Origin of the sequence: Sphingorhabdus arenilitoris (assembly GCF_042651485.1) — a bacterium.
Classification (GTDB): Bacteria; Pseudomonadota; Alphaproteobacteria; order Sphingomonadales; family Sphingomonadaceae; genus Sphingorhabdus_B; species Sphingorhabdus_B arenilitoris.
The window spans coordinates 1,806,561-1,829,001 of record NZ_JBHSDH010000013.1 but is presented as its reverse complement, the minus strand read 5'-3'; the positions used below and the strand labels follow the sequence as shown (position 1 = coordinate 1,829,001).

General features: G+C 56.2%; 25 protein-coding genes. 12 read left to right on the top strand and 13 right to left on the bottom strand.

The annotated features are described in order from the left end of the window. The 6 genes from ACFOWX_RS13025 to ACFOWX_RS13000 all read left to right on the top strand — a co-directional run bounded on the left by ACFOWX_RS13025 (position 1) and on the right by ACFOWX_RS13000 (position 7,057). Positions 1-615 carry a sortase gene (locus ACFOWX_RS13025; RefSeq protein ID WP_381424802.1) on the top strand — a complete coding sequence of 205 codons (615 nt, stop codon included), beginning with the start codon at positions 1-3 and terminating at the stop codon, positions 613-615. 72 nt (positions 616-687) lie between these two features. Further along, positions 688-1,914 carry an acyl-CoA dehydrogenase family protein gene (locus ACFOWX_RS13020; protein ID WP_381424800.1) on the top strand — a complete coding sequence of 409 codons (1,227 nt, stop codon included), beginning with the start codon at positions 688-690 and terminating at the stop codon, positions 1,912-1,914. Between the two features lie 27 nt (positions 1,915-1,941). Continuing rightward, on the top strand, positions 1,942-2,700 hold the full coding sequence (locus ACFOWX_RS13015) for a crotonase/enoyl-CoA hydratase family protein (RefSeq protein ID WP_381424798.1): 759 nt from the start codon (positions 1,942-1,944) through the stop codon (positions 2,698-2,700). A gap of 12 nt (positions 2,701-2,712) precedes the next feature. Further along, the gene (locus ACFOWX_RS13010; protein ID WP_381424796.1) at positions 2,713-4,239 is read left to right on the top strand and encodes an acyl-CoA synthetase; all 1,527 of its coding nucleotides are present in this window, start codon (positions 2,713-2,715) and stop codon (positions 4,237-4,239) included. Between the two features lie 11 nt (positions 4,240-4,250). Further along, positions 4,251-5,552 (top strand): cytochrome P450, encoded by a 1,302-nt coding sequence (locus ACFOWX_RS13005; protein WP_381424794.1) that lies wholly within the window; start codon positions 4,251-4,253, stop codon positions 5,550-5,552. A gap of 77 nt (positions 5,553-5,629) precedes the next feature. Beyond that, on the top strand, positions 5,630-7,057 hold the full coding sequence (locus tag ACFOWX_RS13000; protein ID WP_381424792.1) for an aldehyde dehydrogenase family protein: 1,428 nt from the start codon (positions 5,630-5,632) through the stop codon (positions 7,055-7,057). 63 nt (positions 7,058-7,120) lie between these two features. Here the strand turns inward: ACFOWX_RS13000 and ACFOWX_RS12995 are convergent, their stop codons facing one another. After that, the gene (locus ACFOWX_RS12995; protein ID WP_381424790.1) at positions 7,121-7,426 is read right to left on the bottom strand and encodes a hypothetical protein; all 306 of its coding nucleotides are present in this window, start codon (positions 7,424-7,426) and stop codon (positions 7,121-7,123) included. 99 nt (positions 7,427-7,525) lie between these two features. Then, positions 7,526-8,290, bottom strand: a complete 765-nt coding sequence (locus ACFOWX_RS12990) for a hypothetical protein (protein ID WP_381424788.1) — start codon at positions 8,288-8,290, stop codon at positions 7,526-7,528. Between the two features lie 180 nt (positions 8,291-8,470). On the opposite strand from ACFOWX_RS12990, the gene ACFOWX_RS12985 reads away from it, so the two are divergent. Genes ACFOWX_RS12985 through ACFOWX_RS12970 form a run of 4 tightly spaced genes read left to right on the top strand, consistent with a single transcriptional unit; the run spans position 8,471 to position 12,024 of the window. Next, entirely contained in the window at positions 8,471-9,640 is a 1,170-nt protein-coding gene (locus ACFOWX_RS12985; protein WP_381424786.1) for an acetyl-CoA C-acetyltransferase, read from the top strand. Positions 9,641-9,663: 23 nt separating this feature from the next. Continuing rightward, on the top strand, positions 9,664-10,449 hold the full coding sequence (locus ACFOWX_RS12980) for an SDR family NAD(P)-dependent oxidoreductase (protein WP_381424784.1): 786 nt from the start codon (positions 9,664-9,666) through the stop codon (positions 10,447-10,449). Positions 10,450-10,465: 16 nt separating this feature from the next. After that, positions 10,466-11,338, top strand: a complete 873-nt coding sequence (locus ACFOWX_RS12975; protein WP_381424782.1) for a crotonase/enoyl-CoA hydratase family protein — start codon at positions 10,466-10,468, stop codon at positions 11,336-11,338. Positions 11,339-11,397: 59 nt separating this feature from the next. Further along, positions 11,398-12,024, top strand: coding sequence for a TetR family transcriptional regulator (locus ACFOWX_RS12970; RefSeq protein WP_381424780.1), 627 nt, complete (start codon positions 11,398-11,400; stop codon positions 12,022-12,024). 10 nt (positions 12,025-12,034) lie between these two features. On the opposite strand, the gene ACFOWX_RS12965 is transcribed toward ACFOWX_RS12970, so the two are convergent. After that, a complete protein-coding gene (locus ACFOWX_RS12965; protein WP_381424778.1) occupies positions 12,035-13,234 on the bottom strand; it encodes a CaiB/BaiF CoA transferase family protein in 1,200 nt (399 codons plus the stop codon). An 84-nt stretch (positions 13,235-13,318) separates the two neighbouring features. Here ACFOWX_RS12965 and ACFOWX_RS12960 point away from each other — a divergent pair, with 84 nt between their 5' ends. Further along, the gene (locus ACFOWX_RS12960) at positions 13,319-14,809 is read left to right on the top strand and encodes a hypothetical protein (RefSeq protein WP_381424777.1); all 1,491 of its coding nucleotides are present in this window, start codon (positions 13,319-13,321) and stop codon (positions 14,807-14,809) included. Between the two features lie 58 nt (positions 14,810-14,867). After that, the gene (locus tag ACFOWX_RS12955) at positions 14,868-15,302 is read left to right on the top strand and encodes a hypothetical protein (RefSeq protein WP_381424775.1); all 435 of its coding nucleotides are present in this window, start codon (positions 14,868-14,870) and stop codon (positions 15,300-15,302) included. 57 nt (positions 15,303-15,359) lie between these two features. On the opposite strand, the gene pal is transcribed toward ACFOWX_RS12955, so the two are convergent. The 10 genes from pal to ACFOWX_RS12905 all read right to left on the bottom strand — a co-directional run bounded on the left by pal (position 15,360) and on the right by ACFOWX_RS12905 (position 22,303). Next, positions 15,360-15,884 (bottom strand): peptidoglycan-associated lipoprotein Pal, encoded by a 525-nt coding sequence (pal, locus tag ACFOWX_RS12950; RefSeq protein WP_381424773.1) that lies wholly within the window; start codon positions 15,882-15,884, stop codon positions 15,360-15,362. Positions 15,885-15,977: 93 nt separating this feature from the next. Further along, the gene (tolB, locus tag ACFOWX_RS12945; protein ID WP_381425071.1) at positions 15,978-17,366 is read right to left on the bottom strand and encodes a Tol-Pal system beta propeller repeat protein TolB; all 1,389 of its coding nucleotides are present in this window, start codon (positions 17,364-17,366) and stop codon (positions 15,978-15,980) included. Between the two features lie 31 nt (positions 17,367-17,397). Beyond that, positions 17,398-18,294: a hypothetical protein gene (locus tag ACFOWX_RS12940; protein ID WP_381424771.1), complete on the bottom strand. Its 897-nt coding sequence runs from the start codon at positions 18,292-18,294 to the stop codon at positions 17,398-17,400. Positions 18,295-18,297: 3 nt separating this feature from the next. Next, a complete protein-coding gene (gene tolR, locus ACFOWX_RS12935; protein WP_381424769.1) occupies positions 18,298-18,783 on the bottom strand; it encodes a protein TolR in 486 nt (161 codons plus the stop codon). Between the two features lie 3 nt (positions 18,784-18,786). Further along, positions 18,787-19,494 carry a protein TolQ gene (gene tolQ / locus ACFOWX_RS12930; RefSeq protein ID WP_381424767.1) on the bottom strand — a complete coding sequence of 236 codons (708 nt, stop codon included), beginning with the start codon at positions 19,492-19,494 and terminating at the stop codon, positions 18,787-18,789. Between the two features lie 25 nt (positions 19,495-19,519). Then, complete coding sequence (locus tag ACFOWX_RS12925) at positions 19,520-19,993, bottom strand: YbgC/FadM family acyl-CoA thioesterase (RefSeq protein ID WP_381424765.1); 474 nt, start codon at positions 19,991-19,993, stop codon at positions 19,520-19,522. Positions 19,994-20,121: 128 nt separating this feature from the next. Next, a complete protein-coding gene (gene ruvB / locus ACFOWX_RS12920; RefSeq protein WP_381424764.1) occupies positions 20,122-21,156 on the bottom strand; it encodes a Holliday junction branch migration DNA helicase RuvB in 1,035 nt (344 codons plus the stop codon). A gap of 1 nt (position 21,157) precedes the next feature. Further along, positions 21,158-21,451 carry a type II toxin-antitoxin system RelE/ParE family toxin gene (locus ACFOWX_RS12915; protein WP_381424762.1) on the bottom strand — a complete coding sequence of 98 codons (294 nt, stop codon included), beginning with the start codon at positions 21,449-21,451 and terminating at the stop codon, positions 21,158-21,160. Beyond that, positions 21,444-21,695: a type II toxin-antitoxin system ParD family antitoxin gene (locus ACFOWX_RS12910; protein ID WP_381424760.1), complete on the bottom strand. Its 252-nt coding sequence runs from the start codon at positions 21,693-21,695 to the stop codon at positions 21,444-21,446. Before ACFOWX_RS12910 ends, ACFOWX_RS12915 begins: the two co-directional genes overlap by 8 nt. 62 nt (positions 21,696-21,757) lie before the next feature. Continuing rightward, positions 21,758-22,303, bottom strand: coding sequence for a hypothetical protein (locus tag ACFOWX_RS12905; protein ID WP_381424757.1), 546 nt, complete (start codon positions 22,301-22,303; stop codon positions 21,758-21,760). Positions 22,304-22,441: the final 138 nt, after the last annotated feature.

Genomic DNA, 22,441 nt, shown 5'->3' with positions numbered 1-22,441 from the left:
ATGAAAAACTCGACCCGTAAAATCACCCTCGCCGTCTCTATCGCCCTGTGCACCAGCGGCCTTGCGGTTGCCGCCAGCGGCGCTGCGGTGCCGATCAAGGCAAAAGTGGCGCAGGTGCTGCTCGAAAATGCCTATGCCGAAACCGTCAAAAGCGGCGAGCTGCAAAGCCCGTGGATGGGCGCCGATATTGCGCCGATTGGCAAAATCACCATGCCCCGGCTGGGCGTATCGGAAATCATCCTCAATGCGGGCAGTGTAGAGGCGATGCGGGCAGGGCCAACCTTGGTCCCCGGCAGCGCCGATATCGGAGCCCCCGGCACCAGCGTGATTGCCGCGCACCGCGACACGCATTTTGCTTTCCTAAAAGACGTGCAGGTCGGCGATATATTCCAAGTCGCGGGCCGGGACGGGGTGATGATGCCGTACCGCGTTACATCGATGAAGGTGGTCCATGCCGACCGCTTCACCGTGGAAACGGGGATGACGCAGAATGAACTGGCGCTGTCCACCTGCTATCCTTTTGGCAGCGTGCGCGGCGGAAAGCAGCGTTATGTCGTGCGCGCGGTGCTTGATGCGTCGCAGATGGCGGATATAGGGCCAGCGGTCATCGGGTAAATCCTCCCGTAAATCCCCCTTGCATTTGGCGATTTAATCGCGCAATTAAATGGGTGAGAGAGGAGTCGCCCGATGAGTGCAACCGCGTCAAAACCAACCGCCCAAGAGCTGGCCGATTTTGAAGCGCAATGTGATGCCTGGTTCGCCGACAATGTTGTCGCTGATCCCGGGTTCATGTTGCCGCTGACGTTTATGGAGGTATCGACCGACCAGCAATTTGATTTCCTGCGCGAATGGCAGCGTAAAGTTTATGAAGCGGGCTATTTCGGGATGAGCTGGCCCACCGAATATGGCGGCCATGGGATGCATCCCGCCTATCAACGGATCGCCACGCGGATCATGAAAAGCCATGATGCGCCGATTATGATCAACGCCATCGCCAATGGCTGGACCGGTCCGCTGCTGCTGGACATTGGCCGGGAAGAGGATAAGCGGCGCTTTATCAAGCCGATGCTATCGGCTGAGGAAATCTGGTGCCAAGGATTTAGCGAACCTGAACATGGCAGCGACCTTGGCAGCGCGCAGACCAAAGCGGTCCGCGATGGCGATGAATATGTGATCAACGGGTCGAAAATCTGGACGTCTTTGGGCGACCGGGCGGATTATATGATCCTGCTCGCCCGCACCAGCAATGACGCGGGGCAGAGCAAATATGCGGGTCTGTCCTTTTTCCTAGCGCCGATGAAAATCCCCGGCGTGGAAACACGGCGGCTGAAAAAACTGACCGGTGAATATGGCTTCACGCAATGTTTTTTCACCGATGCGCGGATACCGGCCAGCGGCCTGATGGGCGAAGAGGGTCAGGGGTGGAACATCGCGATGAAGACGCTGGAATATGAACGCGGGGCAAAGGTCAATCCGGTCGGTGGTTATTTCGTCAAGGAAATGGACGTGATGCGCGTCGTCGATCTGGCGCGGGAGGCACGGCGCGGCGGAAAGCCGGTGCTGGACGATCCGGTAATGCGCGACAAATTGGTCGATTATATGATCGATATACAGGCGCTGAACCTTAATAATCAGCGCCGCCGCATGGCCCCGCTGAATCAGGATAAGCCGATGGGCCTTGCGCTGATGAATAAGCTCGCCCGCACCGAGCTGGTGCGCGAGCTGACCGAATTTTCGTTGCAGTTTCAAGGGACGCGGGCGGGCTATTATGTCGGCGACGAAGCGGCGCAGGATGATGGTTATTGGCACCGCGCTTATCTGAATAGTTTCAGCGCCACGATTGGCGGCGGCACCAGCGAGATACAGCGCAATATTATCGGCGAACATGTTCTGGGCCTGCCCAAAACACGCTGATCCCATCACCTTAAAAGGAGCAGAAATTTGAGCGAAGTCTTAACCCAACGGCAGGACGGCGTCCTTATTATCACCATCAACCGGCCCGAGGCGAAAAATGCCGTTAATAAGGCGGTGGCAGAGGGTATCGCCGCCGCGATGGAAGAGCTGGATAGCGATAAGGCGCTCAACGCTGGCATCATTACGGGCGCGGGCGGGACATTTTGTTCAGGCATGGATTTGAAAGCCTTTTTGAAAGGGGAATTGCCATCGGTGAAGGGGAAAGGCTTTGCCGGTTTCATCGAACGCCCGCCCGCAAAGCCGTTGATCGGCGCGGTAGAGGGATATGCGCTCGCAGGGGGAATGGAAATCGCCATCGCCTGCGATTTGCTCGTCGCCAATGATCAGGCGCAATTTGGTATCCCAGAGGTCAAACGCAGCTTGGTTGCGGCGGCAGGGGGCCTGCTGACGCTGCCGTCCATTATCGGCAAGCGCATGGCGATGGAACTGGCGCTGACAGGTGATTTCATCGATGCGCAGCGGGCCTATGACATCGGTTTTGTGAACCGTTTGACCAGCGGCGCTGCGATTGATGGCGCGCTGGAACTGGCGGCAAAGGTCGCGGCCAACGGCCCGTTGGCGCTGATCGCGACGAAGCGGATTATCAACGAGCGCCCCGATTGGAATAGCGAGAATATGTGGAAAAAGCAGTCCGAAATTATGGGGCCTGTCTTCACTTCCAAAGACGCTCAGGAAGGCCCGCGTGCCTTTGCCGAGAAGCGCAAACCCAATTGGACCGGCGAATAAGGAGAGGCCGTCATGCACCCATTTGTCCATGCACAAAATAAACCCGATCATCCCGCCATCATCATGGGCGGTTCGGGGCAGGTCATCACTTATGACCAATTGAACAAAGCATCCAACCGCTTCGCCCAATTTATTCGCGGTCAGGGATTGCAAATCGGCGATACGATCGCGCTGTGCCTCGACAATTGCCCGGAATATTTTGAACTGGTCTGGGGCGCACACCGCGCAGGTTTATTCTATGTCGCGATTAGCAGCCGCCTGACCGCAGCGGAGGTCGATTATATCATCGCCGATAGCGGCGCAAAAATGCTGGTGGCGTCGGCGTCGCTCGGTGCGATGCTTGATCAGCTGCAAACGGGTGTGGCCCGCTATGCGCTGGGCGATCATGCCGGTTGGCCATCTTTGGCCGGTGCTTTGGCCGATATGCCCGATACCCCGATTGCCGACGAACGCGCCGGCGTCGACATGCTCTATAGCTCCGGCACCACGGGACAGCCAAAGGGCGTGCGCGTGCCGCTGCCCGAAAATCCCGCGCTTGATGGCCCCAATATTTTGGTGCAGCTGGCGGTGGGGGCATTTGGCTTTAGCGAGGGCTGCACCTATTTGTCGCCCGCACCGCTTTACCATGCGGCCCCGCTGCGTTGGTGCATGGTCGTCCATAAACTGGGCGGGACCGTCATAGTGATGGAGAAATTTGACCCCGAAAAAGCGCTGGCTCTGGTGGAAAAATATCAGGTTGATGTCAGCCAATGGGTGCCGACGCATTTCGTCCGGATGCTGAAATTGCCGGAGGAAGTGCGCAGCAGATATGACGTATCCTCACTGAAATCGGCGGTCCATGCGGCTGCGCCTTGCCCGGTTCCGATCAAGGAAGCGATGATCGATTGGTGGGGGCCGGTGCTGAAAGAATATTATGCCGGAACAGAGGGCAATGGTTTCACCTATATCAGCAGCGAGGATTGGTTGACGCATAAAGGTTCGGTTGGCCGTGCGTTGATGGGCATCACGCGAATCTGCAACGATGACGGCGATGAAGTGCCGCCGCGCACCGAGGGCGCGGTCTTTTTCGAAGGCGGCAATCCGTTCAGCTATCATAATGACCCCGAAAAAACCGCCAAGGCGGCGAATAAACATGGCTGGACGTCGCTCGGCGATGTTGGCTGGGTCGATGAAGAGGGCTTTTTATACCTGACCGACCGGAAAAGCTTTATGATCATTTCTGGCGGCGTGAATATCTATCCGCAAGAGATTGAAAATCTGCTCGTCACCCATCCTAAAGTAGCCGATGCCGCGGTTATCGGCGCGCCCGATGAAGAAATGGGTGAGCGCGTTGTGGCCGTGGTGCAACCGCTCGATATGGCACAGGCGGGCGATGCGCTGCGCGACGAACTCAATGCCTTTATGCGCCAGTCGCTTTCGGGTGTTAAGATTCCGCGCCAGATTGATTTTCGCGATGAATTGCCGCGTCATCCCACCGGCAAGCTTTATAAACGCCTGCTGCGTGATGAATATTGGGCGGAGCAAAAAGCGAGGGCATAGGAGCGGCAATTATGACGAATGCCAACATTGTTATGGATGAATATGCCTATCCGGTGATCGATCCTGAGGCCTATGCCCAATGGGATGGGTTGCTCGATATATTTGAAAAACTGCGCCATGATATGCCAGTGGCGTGGGTCGAAAATGGCGATTTGCACGATCCGTTCTGGCTGGTCACACGCCATGAAGATGTCATGCGGATCAGCAAGGACAACCAAACATTCCTGAATAATCCGCGCGCAATAGTTTTCGGGTTGAAAGCTGGAGATAATTTGATCCGCGAAGTGACCGGCGGCAGCCCGCATCTGGTCAATTCGCTGGTGTCGCTAGATGCGCCGATCCATCCGAAATATCGCCGCCTGACGCAAGATTGGTTCATGCCCAAAAATCTGAAGCAGATGGAGGATGAAATTGCCGCGCTGGCCAAGGTCACGGTGGACCGGTTGATAAATGCGGCGGCCAGTAATGACGGCATTGCCGATTTTGTGCCGCTGGTTTCCGCGCCCTATCCGCTGCATGTGGTGATGCAGATATTGGGCGTGCCGGAGGAAGACGAGCAACGCATGCTGTTCCTGACGCAGCAAATGTTCGGCGGTCAGGATGAAGATTTGAACAAATCCGGCATGGCCAATATGACGCCCGAGCAAATTACGCAGTTGGTTATCGGCGCCGTCGCCGGTTTTGAAGCCTATTTTGCGCAGATTACCGCAGATCGCAGGGCCAATCCAACCGCCGATGTGGCCAGCGTCATAGCCAATGCGAAAGTGGACGGCGAATATCTCAGCGACCGGGATATGGCGGGTTATTACATCATCCTTGCCGCCGCCGGGCATGATACGACGTCGGCCTCCACCGCCGGCGCGATGCTGGCGCTGGCGCGTGATCCCGATCAATTTGCGCGGTTAAAGGCGGACCGCTCGCTCTTGCCCGGGATCGTGGAGGAAGCCATTCGGTGGACCACCCCTGTGCAGCATTTCATGCGCACCGCAGCCGAAGATACGGAAATTGCCGGGGTCAAAATCCAAAAGGGCGATTGGATTATGATAAATTATGTGTCGGCCAACCATGATGAGCGGATATTTGATAATCCGCGCAAATTTGATGCCAGCCGGTCACCTAACCGGCATATCGCCTTTGGAACAGGCGCACATCAATGTTTGGGGCTACATATGGCGCGGATGGAGATGAAGATATTATTTGGCGAGTTGCTCGATAGGATCGACCGGATCGAGCTTGCCGGCGAAGCAAAGCGCGCGAAATCGAGTTTCGTGGGTGGATTGAAGACCCTGCCCCTTAAAATCATCGGCCACTAGGCCTATATCCCGTTTAGGCGGGGCAGGCATGATCGCAGGTTCATAAACGAGTTACTGCAAATCCAAGGAGAGAAGAGATGGCGACACAATATCATAACCTAATAAACGGCGAAATGACCAGCAATGGCGAATGGCTTGACGTCGTTAATCCTGCCAATGAAAAAGTGATCGGTCAGGTTCCGGCCTGCGGCGCGGCGGAGCTGGACACGGCGGTGGCCGCTGCACGGGCGGCGTTCAAAACATGGTCGAAAACCCCGATCGAGGACCGCCGCGCAGTGGTTCAGAAAATCAGTGCGATTATTAAGGAAAATAGTGACGAGCTGATGCGGTTGCTGACCGCCGAACAAGGCAAGCCGCACGCGCAGGCAACTGGCGAAATTATCGGTGCGTCGATGATGGCCGGCGCCCAATCGACGCTGACGCTTGAAGATGAGATCAATGAGGATAGCGAAACGCGCCTGTCACGAACGCGGCGTGTGCCTGTTGGCGTGGTTGCGGGGATTGTGCCGTGGAATTTCCCGGTGATGATGGCGGTGCAGAAAATTGCCCCCGCCTTGCTTTCGGGTTGCACCATCGTGCTCAAACCCTCACCCTTCACGCCGCTGACCACTTTACGGCTGGCGGAGCTGATTAAGGACGTGGCGCCTGCGGGCGTGGTCAACATCATCACCGGCGAAGATAGCCTGGGCCCATTGATGACCGCGCATCCCGATATTGACAAGGTCACCTTCACCGGATCAACCGCGACGGGTAAGAAAATCATGGAAGGTGCATCGAAAGATTTGAAGCGTATCACGCTGGAACTGGGCGGCAATGACGCGTCTATTGTGTTGCCCGATGCCAATGTGGCCAAGGTTGCCGAACAGCTTTTCTGGTCCAGCTTCACCAACGCAGGCCAAATTTGCGTCGCGGCAAAACGCATCTATATCCATGAAGATATATATGACGAATTGTCCGCCGCCATCGCCGAATATGCCAAAAATGTAAAAGTGGGCGATGGCAGCGAGCAAGGGACAGCGGTCGGCCCGATTCAGAATAAGAAGCAGTTTGACCGTGTGTGTGAACTGATCCAAGATGCCAAGGATAATGGATATAAATTCCTAGTCGGCGGCGATGTCGATCCGTCGGGTAGCGGCTATTATGTGCCGATCACCATCCTAGATAACCCGCCCGAAGATGCCCGAATTGTGGCCGAGGAGCAATTTGGTCCGGTTATGCCGTTGATGAAATTTTCAACCGAGGAAGAGGCTATTGCCCGGGCCAATGCGTCCGAATATGGCCTTGCCGGGGCCGTATGGACCGCCGACCCCGACAAAGGCGTGGAAATCGCGGAACAGTTGGAAACAGGGACGGTATGGGTCAATGAATTCCTCCATTTGTCGCCCTTCGCTCCCTTTGGCGGGCATAAACAATCGGGCTTTGGCGCCGAATATGGCAAAGAAGGCTTGCTCGAATTCACCTATCCGCAGGTGATTACGGTGAAGAAGGATAATGTGCCCGCGTAACTGCGGTCATGGAAATATCGTGTGGGCCGCTGCTGTTAAGCGGCCCGCCGTCCCCGTTATCTGTTAATCCAACCCTTGAAGATAGTCTTGCTGGGTCAATGTCAGCGGGGGGCCCGCATGGACAGTAATACTCTTAGTAGAGGTTTTAAGACAAATATCTTCTTCCAATTTTTGCTCGCCAGCAGTGATAGTCATCAGGACGCAGGTTGGCATTTCAATCTGTGCAAAATCCGCAAATCCGCTGCGTAAATTGTCCTTCGCAACTGTCATTTTTCGGTCCAAAACGGTTTTTCCATTCAAAGCGACGCGTACGTCAGCGCCGTCAAAGCGCATGAAGGCAAATTGTATCCGCACGAGTTTGTCCGCCATTTCCGTTTTCTTTTCAGGCTCTGATTGCGGCAAGCCGCCGCAGGAAACCAATAGGATGGGCAAAATAGCGGCTTTGAGAAGAAATTGCATTGTTATAAGTTAGCGGAAAACAGGATTGTGGTAAATCTGTTGCAACTGCTGACGCTCAATTTGGTGAGAAGTCGCTGAACACCCTGTTTGGCTCATCAGATTGTCGATGCTGATGCCTGGACCGGTAACGCATCCTTGATCAACCTGCGCTGTATGCCGCAACCCGGCAAGATGGCCGAATTCATGCGGCGCTGTGCGCGCGCCCGCCTGATCGCTGATATAGGCAATTCGGCCATGTTCAAATCCCGGTGCACGGCCCAATGTTCCTGCACCGCCTCCTAACCTAGAATCGCCCGCCGCAACCATGATGAACTGCGCGCGTGTATCCGATTCTGGCTGTCCGACTGTCATATTGACATTCGTCACATATCGCACAGTGTTGCCGCCCGGATCGGTGTAGCTCTTGGAAAAATCACGTTCGATAGCCCGTTCTATCGCACGCGCCTCGGAAGCTGAGCTTACGCCTGTCGGCAATGTTCCCCCATCCACCCTAAAATTGGCTTGAACATCAATATAAATTGTTGTCAATTTTGTGCCGTCGTCACGCCGTGTAACCGACGATCCCACCGTAATCGGGCTATGTGTTGCAGCTTTCGCTTGGCCGGACACGACATCGAAAATATTTGCGAGTATATTACCTATCAGGCTGTCTTTGTGTCGTAATGCTTCGCCAACCCGCAAAGGAGAAAGCGGCAATAACGCAGAGTTCAGCGTGCTTAAGCTCGTCAATAAATTGGAAGCAGATGATCGAACCGCTGCGTTTGTAAATGACATGACAAAGACCTCTCACATTGCAAGACTGACAGCGAAGGTGCACCGGCTAAGGGCCGGTGTCACTCCACAAAACGTTTAGGGACGTGAGAAGAACAGCAGGAATGGATTGACCATAGCCGATCCGCAGTTTAATCAAGCGATTAAATTATCTGATTCCACCATGAAAGGGAGGCTTTTATAATGGCCGATGCTTATATTGTTGATGCCGTAAGAACCGCTGGCGGCCGCCGCGGCGGGCGTGTTGCGGGTATCCACCCGGTTGATTTGGGCGCGGCGACGCTTGATGCCATTGCCGCGCGTAATGATTTCGACCCTGCTGCGATTGAAGATGTTATCACCGGCTGCGTTATGCAGGGCGGGGAGCAGACAATGGATGTTGGCCGCAATGCGGTGCTGGCGTCGAAATTGCCTGACAGCATTCCAGCGGTGACTATTGACCGCCAATGCGGCTCGTCGCAGCAAGCGATGCAATTTGCGGCGCAAGGCGTGATGAGCGGAACGCAGGATATTGTTCTGGCGCACGGTATTGAAAGCATGAGCCGCGTGCCGATGGGATCCACCGCCACGCTTTATATGAAAGAAGGTTTGGGCAATTATAAATCACCCCGCCTCGAAGAAGCCTATCCCAAGGTGATGTTCAGCCAGTTTGTGGGCGCGGAAATGATCGTCAAAAAATACGGCTTCACCCGCGAAGATTTGGACGCCTATGCGCTTGAATCGCATAAGCGCGCCATTGCTGCGGTGGAATCTGGTGCATTTGAAAATGAAATTGTGCCGCTGGAAATTGAAACCCCCGATGGCAAAGAATGGCATACGGTTGACGAAGGCATCCGCTTTGACGCGACGATGGAAAGCATTGGCAGCGTCAAATTGCTGCAAGAAGGCGGCGCGATTTCGGCGGCCAATGCCAGCCAGATTTGCGACGGATCGTCGGCGGTGCTGATCGTTTCGGAAAAAGCGTTGAAAGAACATGGCCTGACCCCGCGCGCGCGGATCGTCAATTTAACGGTGACGGCGGGAGACCCAGTGATCATGTTGGAGGAACCCCTCTTTGCCACCGACCGCGCTTTGGCCCGTGCCGACATGAAGATGGACGATATCGACCTGTATGAAGTCAACGAAGCTTTCGCCCCGGTTCCGCTGGCCTGGATGAAGCATACCGGCGGCGTGCATGAAAAGCTGAATGTCCATGGCGGTGCAATTGCGCTGGGTCATCCGCTGGGCGCGTCGGGAACCAAGCTGATGGCGACATTGCTCAACGCGCTGGAAACACGCGGCGGTAAATATGGTCTGCAAACCATGTGCGAAGGCGGCGGTCAGGCGAATGTCACGATCATTGAGCGCGTATAATTTTTGAATAACAGGATACGAATATGGAATTGAATGAAACTATGGCGGCTGTCGTTACCGGCGGCGCATCCGGCCTTGGCGCGGCGACCGCGCGAGCATTGGCGGCAAAGGGCGTGAAGGTCGCTTTATTTGACATGAATGCCGAAAAAGGCGAGGCGCTCGCCGCCGAAATTGGCGGTGTGTTTTGCAAAGTAAACGTGACCAGCGACGAAGATGTGGATGCTGGATTTGAAAAGGCGCGCGCCGCCCACGGACAGGAACGGATCCTTGTGAATTGCGCGGGCATCGGCAACGCCATCAAAACCGCAAGCCGGTCAAAAGAGGACGGATCGGTGAAGCATTTCCCGATTTCGGCCTTTGACTTTGTGATTCAGGTCAATCTGGTCGGCACATTCCGCTGCATCGCCAAATCAGCGGCGGGCATGTTGACGCTCGACCCGCTGGATGACAGCGGCGCGCGCGGGGCAATTGTGAATACCGCGTCGGTCGCCGCCGAAGATGGCCAGATCGGCCAGGCTGCTTACTCCGCGTCGAAAGCCGGTGTTGTTGGCATGACCCTGCCTATCGCGCGCGATTTGAGCCGCGATGGCATTCGCGTCAACACCATATTGCCGGGCATTTTTGATACACCGCTGCTGGCGGCGGCTCCGCAAAATGTGCGCGATGCACTGGGCGCGTCGGTTCCTTTTCCGCAGCGTTTGGGTCAGCCCGATGAATATGCGAAGCTGGCTTTATGCATGATCGAAACCGATTATTTCAACGGCGAAGATGTGCGGCTTGACGGTGCAATCCGGATGTCACCGCGTTAAATTAGGGAACAAGATAATGGGTGATTTTACGCAAATTCGCTACGCCGTGACGGACAATATCGCGACTATCACCCTTTATCGCCCCGACAAAATGAACGCTTTCACCAACGTGATGATGGCGGAATTGATCGCGGCATTTGATCAAATAGATGCCGATGATGATGTCCGTGCGGTTATTGTCACGGGCGAAGGTGAGCGGGCATTTTGTGCAGGCGCGGACCTGACCCCTGATGACGGCGCCGAAGTTTTCGCCGATGGCAGCGAGGTCGAAAGCCTTTCTGATACGCGCGTTCGCGATGGCGGCGGCATGGTGACGCTGCGAATATTTGAATGCAAAAAACCCGTTATTGGCGCGATTAACGGCGCTGCTGTCGGCATCGGGGCTACCATGCAATTGCCGATGGATTTCCGCCTGGCCAGCAAAAGCGCCCGGTTCGGTTTCGTCTTTGCCCGGCGCGGTATCGTGCCAGAGGCGGCGTCCAGCTGGTTTCTGCCGCGGCTCGTGGGAATGCAGCAAGCGCTCGAATGGTGCATGACGGGCCGGGTGTTTGGCGCGGATGAAGCATTGGCTGGCGGCCTTGTGCGCAGTGTCCATGACGCGGAAGATTTAATGCCCGCTGCAATCGCGCTGGCCCGGGAAATTGCCGATAACACCGCGCCGGTTTCCATCGCGCTCACCCGCGCTATGCTGTGGCGGCTTTCGGCTAGCGATCATCCTATGGAAGCGCATAAGATCGACAGCCGGGCAATATACCGCCGCTCGCGCTCCGGCGATGCGCAGGAAGGGATCGCCAGTTTTCTGGAAAAACGAACGCCGAGCTACCCCGATGGTGTGGCATCGGATATGCCCGATTTTTATCCCTGGTGGGAAAAGGCAGAATATCGCTAAAGTGATGACAGCACCCCATTATGGCGATAGACAATGAGGCCCGAAGGGAGGGGGCGTTAATGTCGACACAGTTGAATGATAATTCCGACAATGCATCGGCCCGCGAACAATTATTGGAGGCCGCTTGCCAAATTATGCGCGACGGCGACACTGTCGATTTGTCGCTTTCCGAATTGTCGCTGCGTTCCGGGCTGAACAGCGCGCTCGTCAAATATTATTTTGGAAATAAAGACGGTTTGATGCAGGCGCTTTTGGAGCGTGATATGACCAATGTGGTCAATGCGTTACAGGCGCTGGTGGCCAAGGATATGCCGCCCGAAGAAAAACTGCGCCTGCATATTGGCGCGGTGATTGATACCTATTTCTCCTTCCCCTATCTCAACCGCCTGTTGATGCGGATGATCCGCGATAGCGCGCCAGCAGAGGCGAAACGCATTGCGGAGCTGTACCTGAAACCCATTTCCGATGCCTATAGCTCGCTGATCGCCGACGGCGTTGATGCGGGCAAATTTCGCAATGTGGACCCGCAGCTTTTCTATTTCACCGTCACCGGCGCAGCTGACCGTTTTTTCAATGCGCGGCAAGTGCTGAAACATTGCTATGACCAGCATGAGGTGAGCGAAGCGCTGCGCGACAATTACCGCGAACATACTGTCGACATCATCATGCGCGGCCTGCTCGCTTAATCGGCGAGGGTCAGGTCCCAAGGCCAAGAGCGGCCCTGATTTCATCACCATCGGCATCGGGGCGGGGCGGATCGGCATAGGTCGCAACCGGCGTGCCGTGATACTGCACGGGGTGACGCATCGAACGATATTTGCCCATATGTTCGCCCTCGCGCTCTTGAAAAAATCCGACCTGCGCCAAATGCGGATCGGTAATGACATCGTCCATACGCTGATACCGCATCGCCGGGATGTTATGTTCGTCAAGCAACGCCACCCATTCATCAGTGGCCTTGGTCGCGGCGACCTCCTCAATAATCGCATAAAGCTCACCGACATTATTCGACCGTTCCTGATAGGTCGAAAAGCGGGGATCGTCGAACACGCCGGGCCGCCCGCCGAGTTCAAAAAATTTACGCCATTGATGGTCATTATAGGGGACGATGGCGATATAGCCATCGGCGGTTGGATAGGGGCGGCGGCGCGGGTTTATCGAGCGGGTATAGGCGAGCTTCCCATTGCCAGGCAGAAAAGTTTCGCCGAACAGATTTTCGACCATATGGAACCAGGTGAAGGCTTCGAACATCGGCATTTGCACAAATTGCCCACCTTGGCCATTTTGCCGCGCGATTATCGCCGCCATCACGGCTTGCGCTGCGAATAGCCCGCTGACTTTGTCCGCGACCAGCGACGGGGCATAGCTTGGCCGCCCGCCATCGCGCATTTCAGATAAAGAGGCAAAGCCCGACGCCGCTTGGATCAAATCATCATAAGCCTGCCGCTCCCCATATTCGCCGCCCGCACCAAATCCGGCGCAATGGACATAGATAATATCGGGATTGATCGCCTTCACTTCGTCATAGCCAAAGCCCAGCCGCTCCATACCCGCCATGCGGACATTGTGGATGAAAACATCGGCATCCTCCAACAGCGCCGCCAATATCGCTTTGCCCGCATCCGTTTTGACATTCAGGTTCATCGCTTTTTTATTACGGTTCAGCGCGGCAAAAATTGGCCCTAAATCCTTGGTCGGGGAATCACCGGCATACCGCATTAGGTCACCGGGCGTATTGCCCTCGCTATTTTCAATTTTAATAACCTCTGCGCCGAGATCAGCTAGCTGCAAGGTGGCAAAGGGGCCCAGCACAACGGTCGCCATATCAACGACCTTTATCCCCTTTAACGGCCCTGTTGGTTCAACATCCCATTTCAGCTTTGGCCATTTCGCCATAATCTTCTCTCCCACCAATATTTGCGCTTGCAGCTTTCGTCTGCTGATTTAATCAGATGATTAAACTTATGGGAAGAGGATGCAATGGCTGATTTTGATGAACGGGCGCCGGTGCTGGTTGCGGTGGGGGAAGCAAGCGGCCGGTCACTGGGACTGGAATGGCCCTCGCCAACCGATTTGACCAGCGCCGCGATTAAAACAGCGTTGGATGACAGCGGTCAGGGTGCGGCATTGACCGCCGCGATTGATTGCATCGCCGCCATTCGCAGTTTTGAAGATAGCGGCGTTTCCATGGGCACCGGATCGCCCGAAAATGTGCCGCAGGCTTATGCCCATGCGGCGGGTATCGCTCCGCAGCATTTTATCTATGCCGATATTGGCGGCCAAAGCCCGCAAGCCATCGTCAGCGAAATGGCGGGCGCGGTGCGGCGCGGCGAATATCGCGCAGTGGTGATCGCCGGGGGGGAGGCCAACGGCACGGCAAAACGCGCGCGCAAACAAGGTAAGCAGCTCGACTGGCGGCAACCATCGGATATCGCTTTTGACAACCGGTTGTCGTCCTATCCGATCTTGAGCCGCGCCGAAATCCGTCATGCCGTCATCTCTATGCCGCTGGCCTATAGCCTGATCGAAACCGCGCGGCGGGTGCGGCTTGGCCTCTCACCTGCCGAATATGATGGCGAGATGGCGCAGCTATGGGCTGCCTTCTCCGCTCGGTCGCTGGGGCGGGACCATGCCCAATTTGCCAAAGACTGGACCGCCGAAGCTTTGCAGAGTGATGCGGATGGCAATTATCAGCTGACACAAATTTACCGCCGCTGGATGGTGGCGCAGGATGCGGTCGATGTGGCAGGCGCGCTGATCCTAACGACCGCCGGTATGGCGCGGCAATTGGGGATTGCCGAAGATAAGATGATATGGCTGACCGGGGCGGCAGAAGCAGCCGATGTGCCGCTCAGCGAAAGGGCCAATATCGCGGGCAGCGATGCGCTATCTTTTGCGGCGCAGGCAGCGTTGGATCAGGCGGGCGTGACCGCCGCGCAGCTTGGCCCTGTCGATATTTACAGCTGTTTTCCCTGCGCGGTCTTTGCCGCCATCGATGCCGTCGGAGCGCCAGAAAGGCCGCTGGGCGATTATACGTTGACCGGCGGGCTTAGCTTTTTTGGCGGTCCGGGCAATGGCTACGCACTGCACAGCTTGACTGCCATGGTCCAAGCGCTGCGGCAGAATGGGGAAAAACCAGCAATGGTGACGGCCAATGGCGGGGTGATGTCGAAACAGGCGATTGGTATCTATAGCGCGGTCCAGCCTGCCCGGCCATGGACCGGCGAGGTTGCGGGCGGCTACCAGCCTGCAACGGCTGCGCTGGATCATATGCCCAGCGGCAAAGGACGCGTGCTCAGCTATTGTCAGCCGGTGGTGAAGGACGTGCCGGGGGCCGCGACTTTATTGTTGGAAATGGAACATGGCGCGCGCGCTCTTGCGATGATGGCGGAACCGCCACCGGGCGATCTGGCCGGCGCGATTGTCCGCGTGACAGCGGGAGAAAAACGCCATCAGGCCGCGCTGGAATAGGCGCAGGATTTAGGCTATACATAACGTAGATGCTGAGGGGGGAATAAGGAGAATGACCATGACTTATCGTTTCGCGTTTATTGCCCCGCTCGCCGCCGTTGCTTTGGCCTCTTGTTCGGCGGCCAATGTTGACAGCACGCCCGCACCCCTGACCGTCAAACAAAGTGAGCGGCTGGATAAGGCGCTTGCCGGGAAAGTTGCTGGCAAGCCGCAAACCTGCCTCACCGACGGGGCGCGGCTCAATATGGAGCGGATCAGCGATGATATATTGCTCTATAGGGCGGGCCGCGGGCTGGTTTATAAAACGCAGCTGGATTATGCCTGCCGCGGGTTGGGCGATGAGGACGACATCATGGTCATCCGCACCTTTGCCGGTAACTATTGCAAGGGAGATACGTTCCAGATGGTGGACCGGTTTAGCAATATCCCGGGACCGATATGCCGTTTCGGTGCCTTTGTCCCCTATCGCAAAGCCGATACCAACGGCGGTTGACCGGAGCATTGCGGGCGCGGCAACTGGCGCCGCACACGCCCGCAAACAAATTTGGCCTTAGCGGATGATAACCGAAACGGCCCGGCGGTTTTGCGCCCATGCTTGTTCGTTCGATCCCAACGCATCTGGCCGTTCCTTGCCGTAGCTGACGGTGCGGATACGCGCGGGATTGACGCCCAATGACGCCAGATAGTTTTTCGCGGCATTGGCGCGGCGCTCGCCAAGCGCCAGGTTATAATCCCGTGTGCCGCGTTCATCGGCATGGCCTTCGATCGTCACCTGTGCCTGCGGATAACGGGCCAGCCATTGCGCCTGACTTTGCAGCGCGATTTGATCCTGGGTGTCGATATTGAAACGATCGGTGTCAAAGAAGATACGGTCGCTGGAAACCGACGCGACGAAATCTTCCTGACTGCCTGGTACAACTGCATTTTGGATCGTGCCATTATTGCCGTTATTAAATCCGCCATCATCGGTCCCTGATGCGGTGGGCGGAAGATCTTCGATATTCTTTTTACCGCAAGCGGAAACCAGCGCGCTGGATACCAGCAATAGGCCGATTAACCGGGTTTTTTGGGTCATTTTTACCATCTTAGCCTTCTCCTTAATATATACTTCCCCATTCTATACTCCGCCCCCCGATTTGGGTTGCGTAGAAGCTTATGCCGCCCTTAATCAGGGCAATACTGGCCCCCATGCCGGGTCGGACCCGTCAACCGGAGTCGGCAATTGCCGTTCATTTTGTCCGGTCAGGTCCACCTGCCATATGCCTGTTTTACCACTATTCTTTGCCGTACGAAAGAATTGGATGACCCGGCCATTCGGTGCCCATGTCGGCGCTTCGTCCTGCCAGCTATTGGTCAAAAGGCGCATACCTGAACCGTCGGGGCGCATCGTGCCAATGCGAAAATCGCCAGCGATGCGGGTAAAGGCGATTAAATCGCCGCGCGGGCTCCATTCGGGTGTAGCGAAACGGCCGCCTTCAAAACTGATTCGGCGCTGATTCGATCCGTCGGCATTCATAACATATAGCTGCTGGCTGCCCGAACGGTCGCTTTCAAACACAATTTGCCGCCCATCAGGGGAAAAGCTGCCGCCGACATCAATGCCCGGCGCATTGGTTAACCGCACCGGTTCGCCGCCATTGACGGAGATTTTATAGATATCGGTATTGCCCGCTATCGCCATTGAATAGAGGATCGTCTGCCCATCGGGGGACCAGCGCGGGGCAAAGGTCGGGTTGGAGCTTTGCGTAATCAATCGCTGCCGCCCGCTATCGACATCATAGACATAGATGCGCGGGTTACCGTCAGTATAGCTGAGATAGAGGATCGACCGGTAATTGGGCGAATAACGCGGGGTCAGCGCGGTCGATTGTCCGCTGGTGATAAATTTGTGATTGGCCCCGTCGCTATCCATAATGGCCAGCCGTTTGACCCGGTTCCCCTTTGGCCCGCTTTCCGCGATATAAGCGATGCGGCTGTCGAAAAATGGTTTTTCGCCAGTGACTTTGGAATAAAAGGCATCGGCGCATTTATGCGCGGCGCGGCGCCAATCGCCGGGGCTAACGACAAAGCCAAGCCGCGTCGTTTCGCTGCCAAAGGTGACATCATAGAGATAGCATCCGACGGTCAGATTGCCGTCGGCACCAACGCGCACAAAACCTTCGATCAGCAAAGACGCATTGCGCCCTTTCCAATAGCTATATTGCGGCGCGGTTACCTCCGCGAGCGATATTGCGCGAACGCCCGCAGGCCCGATGGGTTCGAACAGGCCGCTGGCCCGCAGATTGGATGATATAACTTCGGCAATTTGACGGCCCAAATTCGCGCTATTGCCCGCCGGCGTATTGACAGGCGATGGCGCGACAAAGCTGGGCACCGCGACGCTGCGCGCTTTTGCGGTTTCGAATTCGACCAATTCAGGCTCATCGTCGGCGGGCGGCGGGGCTGCTGCTGCAGGCGCATTATTTTGCGCCAACGCAGGCGCGGTCAGGCAGAAAATAATGGCGTATAAACCAGCAAATGTCTTTGCCGGTAGTGCGATTTTCATTCTGTCAAACATAGTCATATTTCCTGTTTCCGTCATCGGAAGGTTAAGAGGGCTTGATACGCATGGAATGGGATTTCCATACATCATGATAATCAGGATCAAGGCCGCGAAAGGGCGATGCGGCATTGATCGCTTTGGATATGCAATCTTTGACCGGCGACACTTGCGGCCGGTTGGTGTCGGTGACGCCAGACGGGCTACCGATATTGGTGCCTGTCGCTCGGCCACTGCTGTCCAGACTGACCGTGACTGGGAAAATCAGGCGGTTAATCTCCGGCGAGTTAGGCACACATTTGTTAAGAAAGGGTTTGATTTGCGATCCCAATGCGGCGGTGACCGATTGGCGCACTTCCGCGCCTGACTTGGCCGCCGGAGTGCCCGACGCTTTGCCCGCGCCCGACGCTGCGCTGGCGCTGCTGCTAGAGCTGCCGCCTATGCCCGCGATGGTTTGTTCAAATCCTTTACCAAAGCCACCAGATTTCTTCGTTGCGGTTTTTGGTGGGCTAGTTTTAGCCGCCGCCTTCGGTGTTGATTTCGGAGTAGCTTTGGGCGTTGCTTTGGGGGTAGTTTTGGGCGGTGCGGTCTTTTGAACTGGAACCGTCTTTGGCGGCGTTTTGGGCGGGGTTGGCGTTATTTTGCGAACCGGTGTCGGCGTCACTTGCGGCACCGGTGTCGGCGTGACCGTCGGCGCTTCTGGCGCTGGATCGGATAGACGAGCGGGCGCGTCTGCCAGCGAAGAAGGGGCAGGCTCTTCTTGTATCGCGTCGGGCGCGGACGACACCGGAGCGATTTCGCCGACGAGCGATACGTTAATACTCGGCTGCGGCTTCACCGCTTCTTTCGGTGCATTTTGCATGGCAAACCATATGGCAAGCGCCAGCAAGCCATGAATGAGTACCGCCGTAGCGAGACCGGTTTGTTCTATGCGGTCCATCCTCATGGGCTATTCCGTTCCAGATGAACCTGCGGTGACTGTAGCGGCGGTGTTGGTGACCAGGTTGACGCTATTCAGCCCCGCCCGGTTTAATTCCCCCATAACCATCATGATCCGGCCATAGCTGATTTCCTTATCCGCGCGCACGGTGATTTGCCGGGGATTATCGGCGCTTTGCCCGACCGCAATTTGGTCAAAGGCCGCGCCCAAATCGGCAGGTGCCACCGCGTTGCCATCGACGAAAAACGCGCCCTCGCGGTCGATGCTGACCTCAACCGGGTCCTTTTGTTGGTCCAATGCATTGGCCCTGCTGTCGGGCAAATCAACCGGCACGCCCGATACCAGCAGCGGCGCGGTGACCATGAAGATAATCAGCAGCACGAGCATCACGTCAACAAAGGGGGTGACGTTAATCTCGGCCATGGGCGCACGGTTTGCGCCGCCCCTGCGCCCGCGCCGCCCGCGTCCCCCGGATGAAGATATATTCATCGCCATGGGTTAAGCCTCCCGCTCCAGCTCGCGCGACAATGTGCCGTGGAACCCGTCGGCGAAACGGCCAAGCCGCGCCTCATGCTGATTCAGCCGGTGCGAAAAACGGTTATAGGCGATGACCGCCGGAATGGCCGCAAAAAGCCCGATCGCGGTCGCAAATAAAGCCTCGGCAATCCCCGGTGCGACAACGGCGAGCGAGCTATTTTGCTCCGCCGCAATTGCCGCAAAGCTGCGCATGATACCCCACACTGTGCCGAACAGGCCGATGAAGGGCGCAACCGAACCTGTGGTTGCCAGAAAGTTGAGCCGATTGGCCAGCTTGTCGCATTCCGCCGCAATGGTCGCATCCATGGCAGTGGCCAGCCGTTCGCGCGTGCCATCGCGGTCAATCACTTTGCCATTTGTCGAGCGCCGCCATTCGGCCACGCCCGCTGCAAACACCCGGGCAATCGGCAATTCGCTTTTGCCCCGGTCATTGTGGAATCCGTCAATATCGTTTGATTTCCAAAAATCACGTTCGAATTTTTCGGTTTGTTTGTTGATCTTGCCCATTTTCATTATGAAGGCGACGATGATCGTCCATACCCAGATACTGGCGATGATCAGGCCAATAATCACGGCCTTCACCACCAGGTCGGCGTCGAGGAATAGTTGCAGCGGATTGAAATTGGCCGCGCTTTCGGCGCTGGCGGCAGCGGCGGTTAACAATAACATATGATATATTTATCCTGTGGCTGTTTCATGGGAGGGAAGCCCCGCCCTTGTGCAAAATCTTTTCAAAGGCCGCAACCCATTGCTTTGGTTGCCGCCGTGCGCGGCCTTGCGGGCTAACAAAAGCGGCGGTGACTTTGGCGGTTACGATAATCTCTGCATCGCGGGTGATGGTTTGATGGATATCAACGCTGGCCCCGCCAATGCGCTCCACCGTACTGGTCAAGAGCAGCGCGTCGTCAAAATGCGCCGCACGCCGGAATTTCAAATCCATCGCCGTAACGGCATAAGCGCCCTCGCCCGCCTCATGCGCCGCGCGCTGATCAATCCCCGCCCGTGCCAGCATATCCGACCGCGCCCGCTCCATAAAATGCAGGTAGCGGGCATGATAGACAACCCCGGAAAAATCGGTGTCCTCAAAATAAACCCGCACGGCAAATTTATGCTCTGTGCCGTCAAAATGGCCTTGATAGGGGAGGTGAGGGCTGCGGCTCGCTGTCATTGGCCCACAGGCTTATCGGTTCGGCGCAGACGGCGAAAGGGGGAATGTGACATTATCACTCATTTCGTCGCAGTTTGTTTCGCAATGGTCGCAAAATGACCGAAGCGTTTGATCGGCCTGTGGAGGCGCTATTTTCCCTCACCGAATAGATCGGCGATGGGTTGGGCGCTCGCGGGCGGGTTGAGCCCCAGATGCTTCCACGCCCGGTCATTGAGCGCGCGGCCCCGCGCGGTGCGGGCAACAAGGCCCAGCTGGATTAGGTAGGGCTCGATCACTTCTTCGATGGTATCGCGCGGTTCGGACAGCCCTGCGGCCAGCGTTTCAACGCCGACGGGGCCGCCTTTGTAGATATCGGCGATCATCATCAAATACCGCCGGTCCATCGCATCGAGCCCCAGCGCGTCAATCTCCAGCCGAGTGAGCGCGGCATCAGCCGATTTGGCCGTCACGATGGCATCGCCAGCGACATTGGCAAAATCCCGCACCCGGCGCAGCAGCCGTCCGGCCACCCGCGGCGTGCCCCGCGCGCGCCGAGCGATTTCCTGCGCGCCATCGGGCGCAATCTCAAGCCCCAGCAGCCTTGCGGCGCGGCGCACGACGAGTTCAAGTTCATCATGCGTATAAAAATTGAGTCGCACCGGAATACCAAAGCGGTCGCGCAGCGGCGTGGTCAAAAGCCCCTGCCGCGTCGTCGCGCCCACCAAAGTAAAGGCGGGCAGGTCGATGCGGACAGAACGGGCGCTTGGCCCCTCGCCGATCATAATGTCGAGCGCGCGGTCCTCCATCGCCGGATAGAGGATCTCTTCGACCACAGGATTTAGCCTGTGGATCTCGTCGATGAACAGGACATCGCCTTCTTCCAAATTGGTGAGCAACGCGGCCAGATCGCCCGATTTGGCAATCACCGGCCCCGATGTGCTGCGGAAACCGACGCCCATTTCCTTGGCAACAATCTGCGCCAGCGTCGTTTTGCCGAGGCCAGGCGGACCAAAAAACAGCACATGATCCATCGCCTCACCCCGCGACCGCGCAGCCTCAATAAACACCCGCAAATTATCCCGCGCCGCCTCCTGCCCAATAAATTCGGACAGGCTTTTGGGACGCAAAGCGGCGTCGAGGTCGTCCGGCTGGCGCGCGGGGGTTAGGTCAGGGTTTGTTGCCATATCAATTCATCGCTCTCTTGGCATCCATAGCATGATGCACGATGCGCACAATCAGAACGGTGTCATTGGTATAGGAATAGAATATCCGATGCTTGCGATGCGTAAGGCAACGGATGTTTTTGCCTATTTCAGAAGCAGCCGCGTCCGACTTAGGGAAATCAGCGATCTGGTCAAAAGCTTGTTTTAGACCGCGTGAATAATCGTCCGCCACGTTTAATCCGAACTGCTGATACCCCCACTCATCTATCGCGGCGAGATCATTGCGGGCTTTTGGCGTCAGGACCAGTTTAGCCATGCCGGGCGTGGCGCTCGGCTATAATATCTTCGATAACATCTCTGGGGTCTTTGTCGACAACACCTGAATCAAGCCCCTCCTGAATCAGGCCGCGCAGCCATTCGGCCTCCTCTGCTGCCTCATCCTGATCACGGCGGAGCAGATGGCGGACATAATCGCTGGCAGACGAAAAGCGCCCTTCGGCAACGCGAGATTCAACCCACGCTTTCAGGGCAGGCGGGATAGAGATGTTTAGCTGTGACATAGCCTATTTATAGCATATCCTAGGGAATTGTATAGATATTGTAGGAAAACGCACCACTCTGCCTACCGCTTGATAAATTCTTCCAGGGTTTTCGGATGCAAAGGGCCGTCTAAGTCCTTGGTTTGCTGCGTGGAGGTGGCGAATACAATAACCAATATACCAGCCGCAAAAAATAATGCGGATAACCATCCAAAAATAACGGGCAATTTGCGGCCGGCTCTGATTTCATTTGCCATTTTTTCGACTTTTTTTTCCAATTCCGCATCAGTCGGGCCGGGAACTAATTCCGACACTATTTTTTTGGCGGATTCGTCGAGAAATTTTGAGGCTTGGCTAGCCCTCAATAATTGGTTGTGACCCAATGCAAAAGCGTTCAGGCAGCCAATGATGAAAAATATAGCTGCTGTTCCGGATATAGTGGGCGAGAGCTCTCCAAGCTTATTGGACAATGACAGCAGAGCGCCAGTATTCAATGTGAGTAGTGATGCGTATAACCATTTCGCAAGATCCAAATTTATTTGATGGATTGCATCCCTTCTTCTCTTGTGATCGTCAAGCACGAATTGGATCGCAATTTCATGCCTTTGGCTAAGTTTTTCGTCGCTCAAATCTAGGCCCCTTTTGATGTCAGCTGCTCAGCCCGGAAAACCCGCACTATCGGTCCTGAAACAAGTTCGGGATGACGTGGTTGGGGAGAACAAACTTCAAATAAACCGTCACCCTGAACTTGTTTCAGAGTCCATTTC

Bases quoted from the DNA above. Each gene is read 5' to 3' on its own strand.
- ACFOWX_RS13025 (WP_381424802.1), top strand. From the start codon at position 1: ATGAAAAACTCGACCCGTAAAATCACCCTCGCCGTCTCTATCGCCCTG.
- ACFOWX_RS13020 (WP_381424800.1), top strand. From the start codon at position 688: ATGAGTGCAACCGCGTCAAAACCAACCGCCCAAGAGCTGGCCGATTTT.
- ACFOWX_RS13010 (WP_381424796.1), top strand. From the start codon at position 2,713: ATGCACCCATTTGTCCATGCACAAAATAAACCCGATCATCCCGCCATC.
- ACFOWX_RS13005 (WP_381424794.1), top strand. From the start codon at position 4,251: ATGACGAATGCCAACATTGTTATGGATGAATATGCCTATCCGGTGATC.
- ACFOWX_RS13000 (WP_381424792.1), top strand. From the start codon at position 5,630: ATGGCGACACAATATCATAACCTAATAAACGGCGAAATGACCAGCAAT.
- ACFOWX_RS12995 (WP_381424790.1), bottom strand. From the start codon at position 7,426: ATGGCGGACAAACTCGTGCGGATACAATTTGCCTTCATGCGCTTTGAC.
- ACFOWX_RS12990 (WP_381424788.1), bottom strand. From the start codon at position 8,290: ATGTCATTTACAAACGCAGCGGTTCGATCATCTGCTTCCAATTTATTG.
- ACFOWX_RS12985 (WP_381424786.1), top strand. From the start codon at position 8,471: ATGGCCGATGCTTATATTGTTGATGCCGTAAGAACCGCTGGCGGCCGC.
- ACFOWX_RS12980 (WP_381424784.1), top strand. From the start codon at position 9,664: ATGGAATTGAATGAAACTATGGCGGCTGTCGTTACCGGCGGCGCATCC.
- ACFOWX_RS12975 (WP_381424782.1), top strand. From the start codon at position 10,466: ATGGGTGATTTTACGCAAATTCGCTACGCCGTGACGGACAATATCGCG.
- ACFOWX_RS12970 (WP_381424780.1), top strand. From the start codon at position 11,398: ATGTCGACACAGTTGAATGATAATTCCGACAATGCATCGGCCCGCGAA.
- ACFOWX_RS12965 (WP_381424778.1), bottom strand. From the start codon at position 13,234: ATGGCGAAATGGCCAAAGCTGAAATGGGATGTTGAACCAACAGGGCCG.
- ACFOWX_RS12960 (WP_381424777.1), top strand. From the start codon at position 13,319: ATGGCTGATTTTGATGAACGGGCGCCGGTGCTGGTTGCGGTGGGGGAA.
- ACFOWX_RS12955 (WP_381424775.1), top strand. From the start codon at position 14,868: ATGACTTATCGTTTCGCGTTTATTGCCCCGCTCGCCGCCGTTGCTTTG.
- pal (WP_381424773.1), bottom strand. From the start codon at position 15,884: ATGACCCAAAAAACCCGGTTAATCGGCCTATTGCTGGTATCCAGCGCG.
- tolB (WP_381425071.1), bottom strand. From the start codon at position 17,366: ATGTTTGACAGAATGAAAATCGCACTACCGGCAAAGACATTTGCTGGT.
- ACFOWX_RS12940 (WP_381424771.1), bottom strand. From the start codon at position 18,294: ATGAGGATGGACCGCATAGAACAAACCGGTCTCGCTACGGCGGTACTC.
- tolR (WP_381424769.1), bottom strand. From the start codon at position 18,783: ATGGCGATGAATATATCTTCATCCGGGGGACGCGGGCGGCGCGGGCGC.
- tolQ (WP_381424767.1), bottom strand. From the start codon at position 19,494: ATGTTATTGTTAACCGCCGCTGCCGCCAGCGCCGAAAGCGCGGCCAAT.
- ACFOWX_RS12925 (WP_381424765.1), bottom strand. From the start codon at position 19,993: ATGACAGCGAGCCGCAGCCCTCACCTCCCCTATCAAGGCCATTTTGAC.
- ruvB (WP_381424764.1), bottom strand. From the start codon at position 21,156: ATGGCAACAAACCCTGACCTAACCCCCGCGCGCCAGCCGGACGACCTC.
- ACFOWX_RS12915 (WP_381424762.1), bottom strand. From the start codon at position 21,451: ATGGCTAAACTGGTCCTGACGCCAAAAGCCCGCAATGATCTCGCCGCG.
- ACFOWX_RS12910 (WP_381424760.1), bottom strand. From the start codon at position 21,695: ATGTCACAGCTAAACATCTCTATCCCGCCTGCCCTGAAAGCGTGGGTT.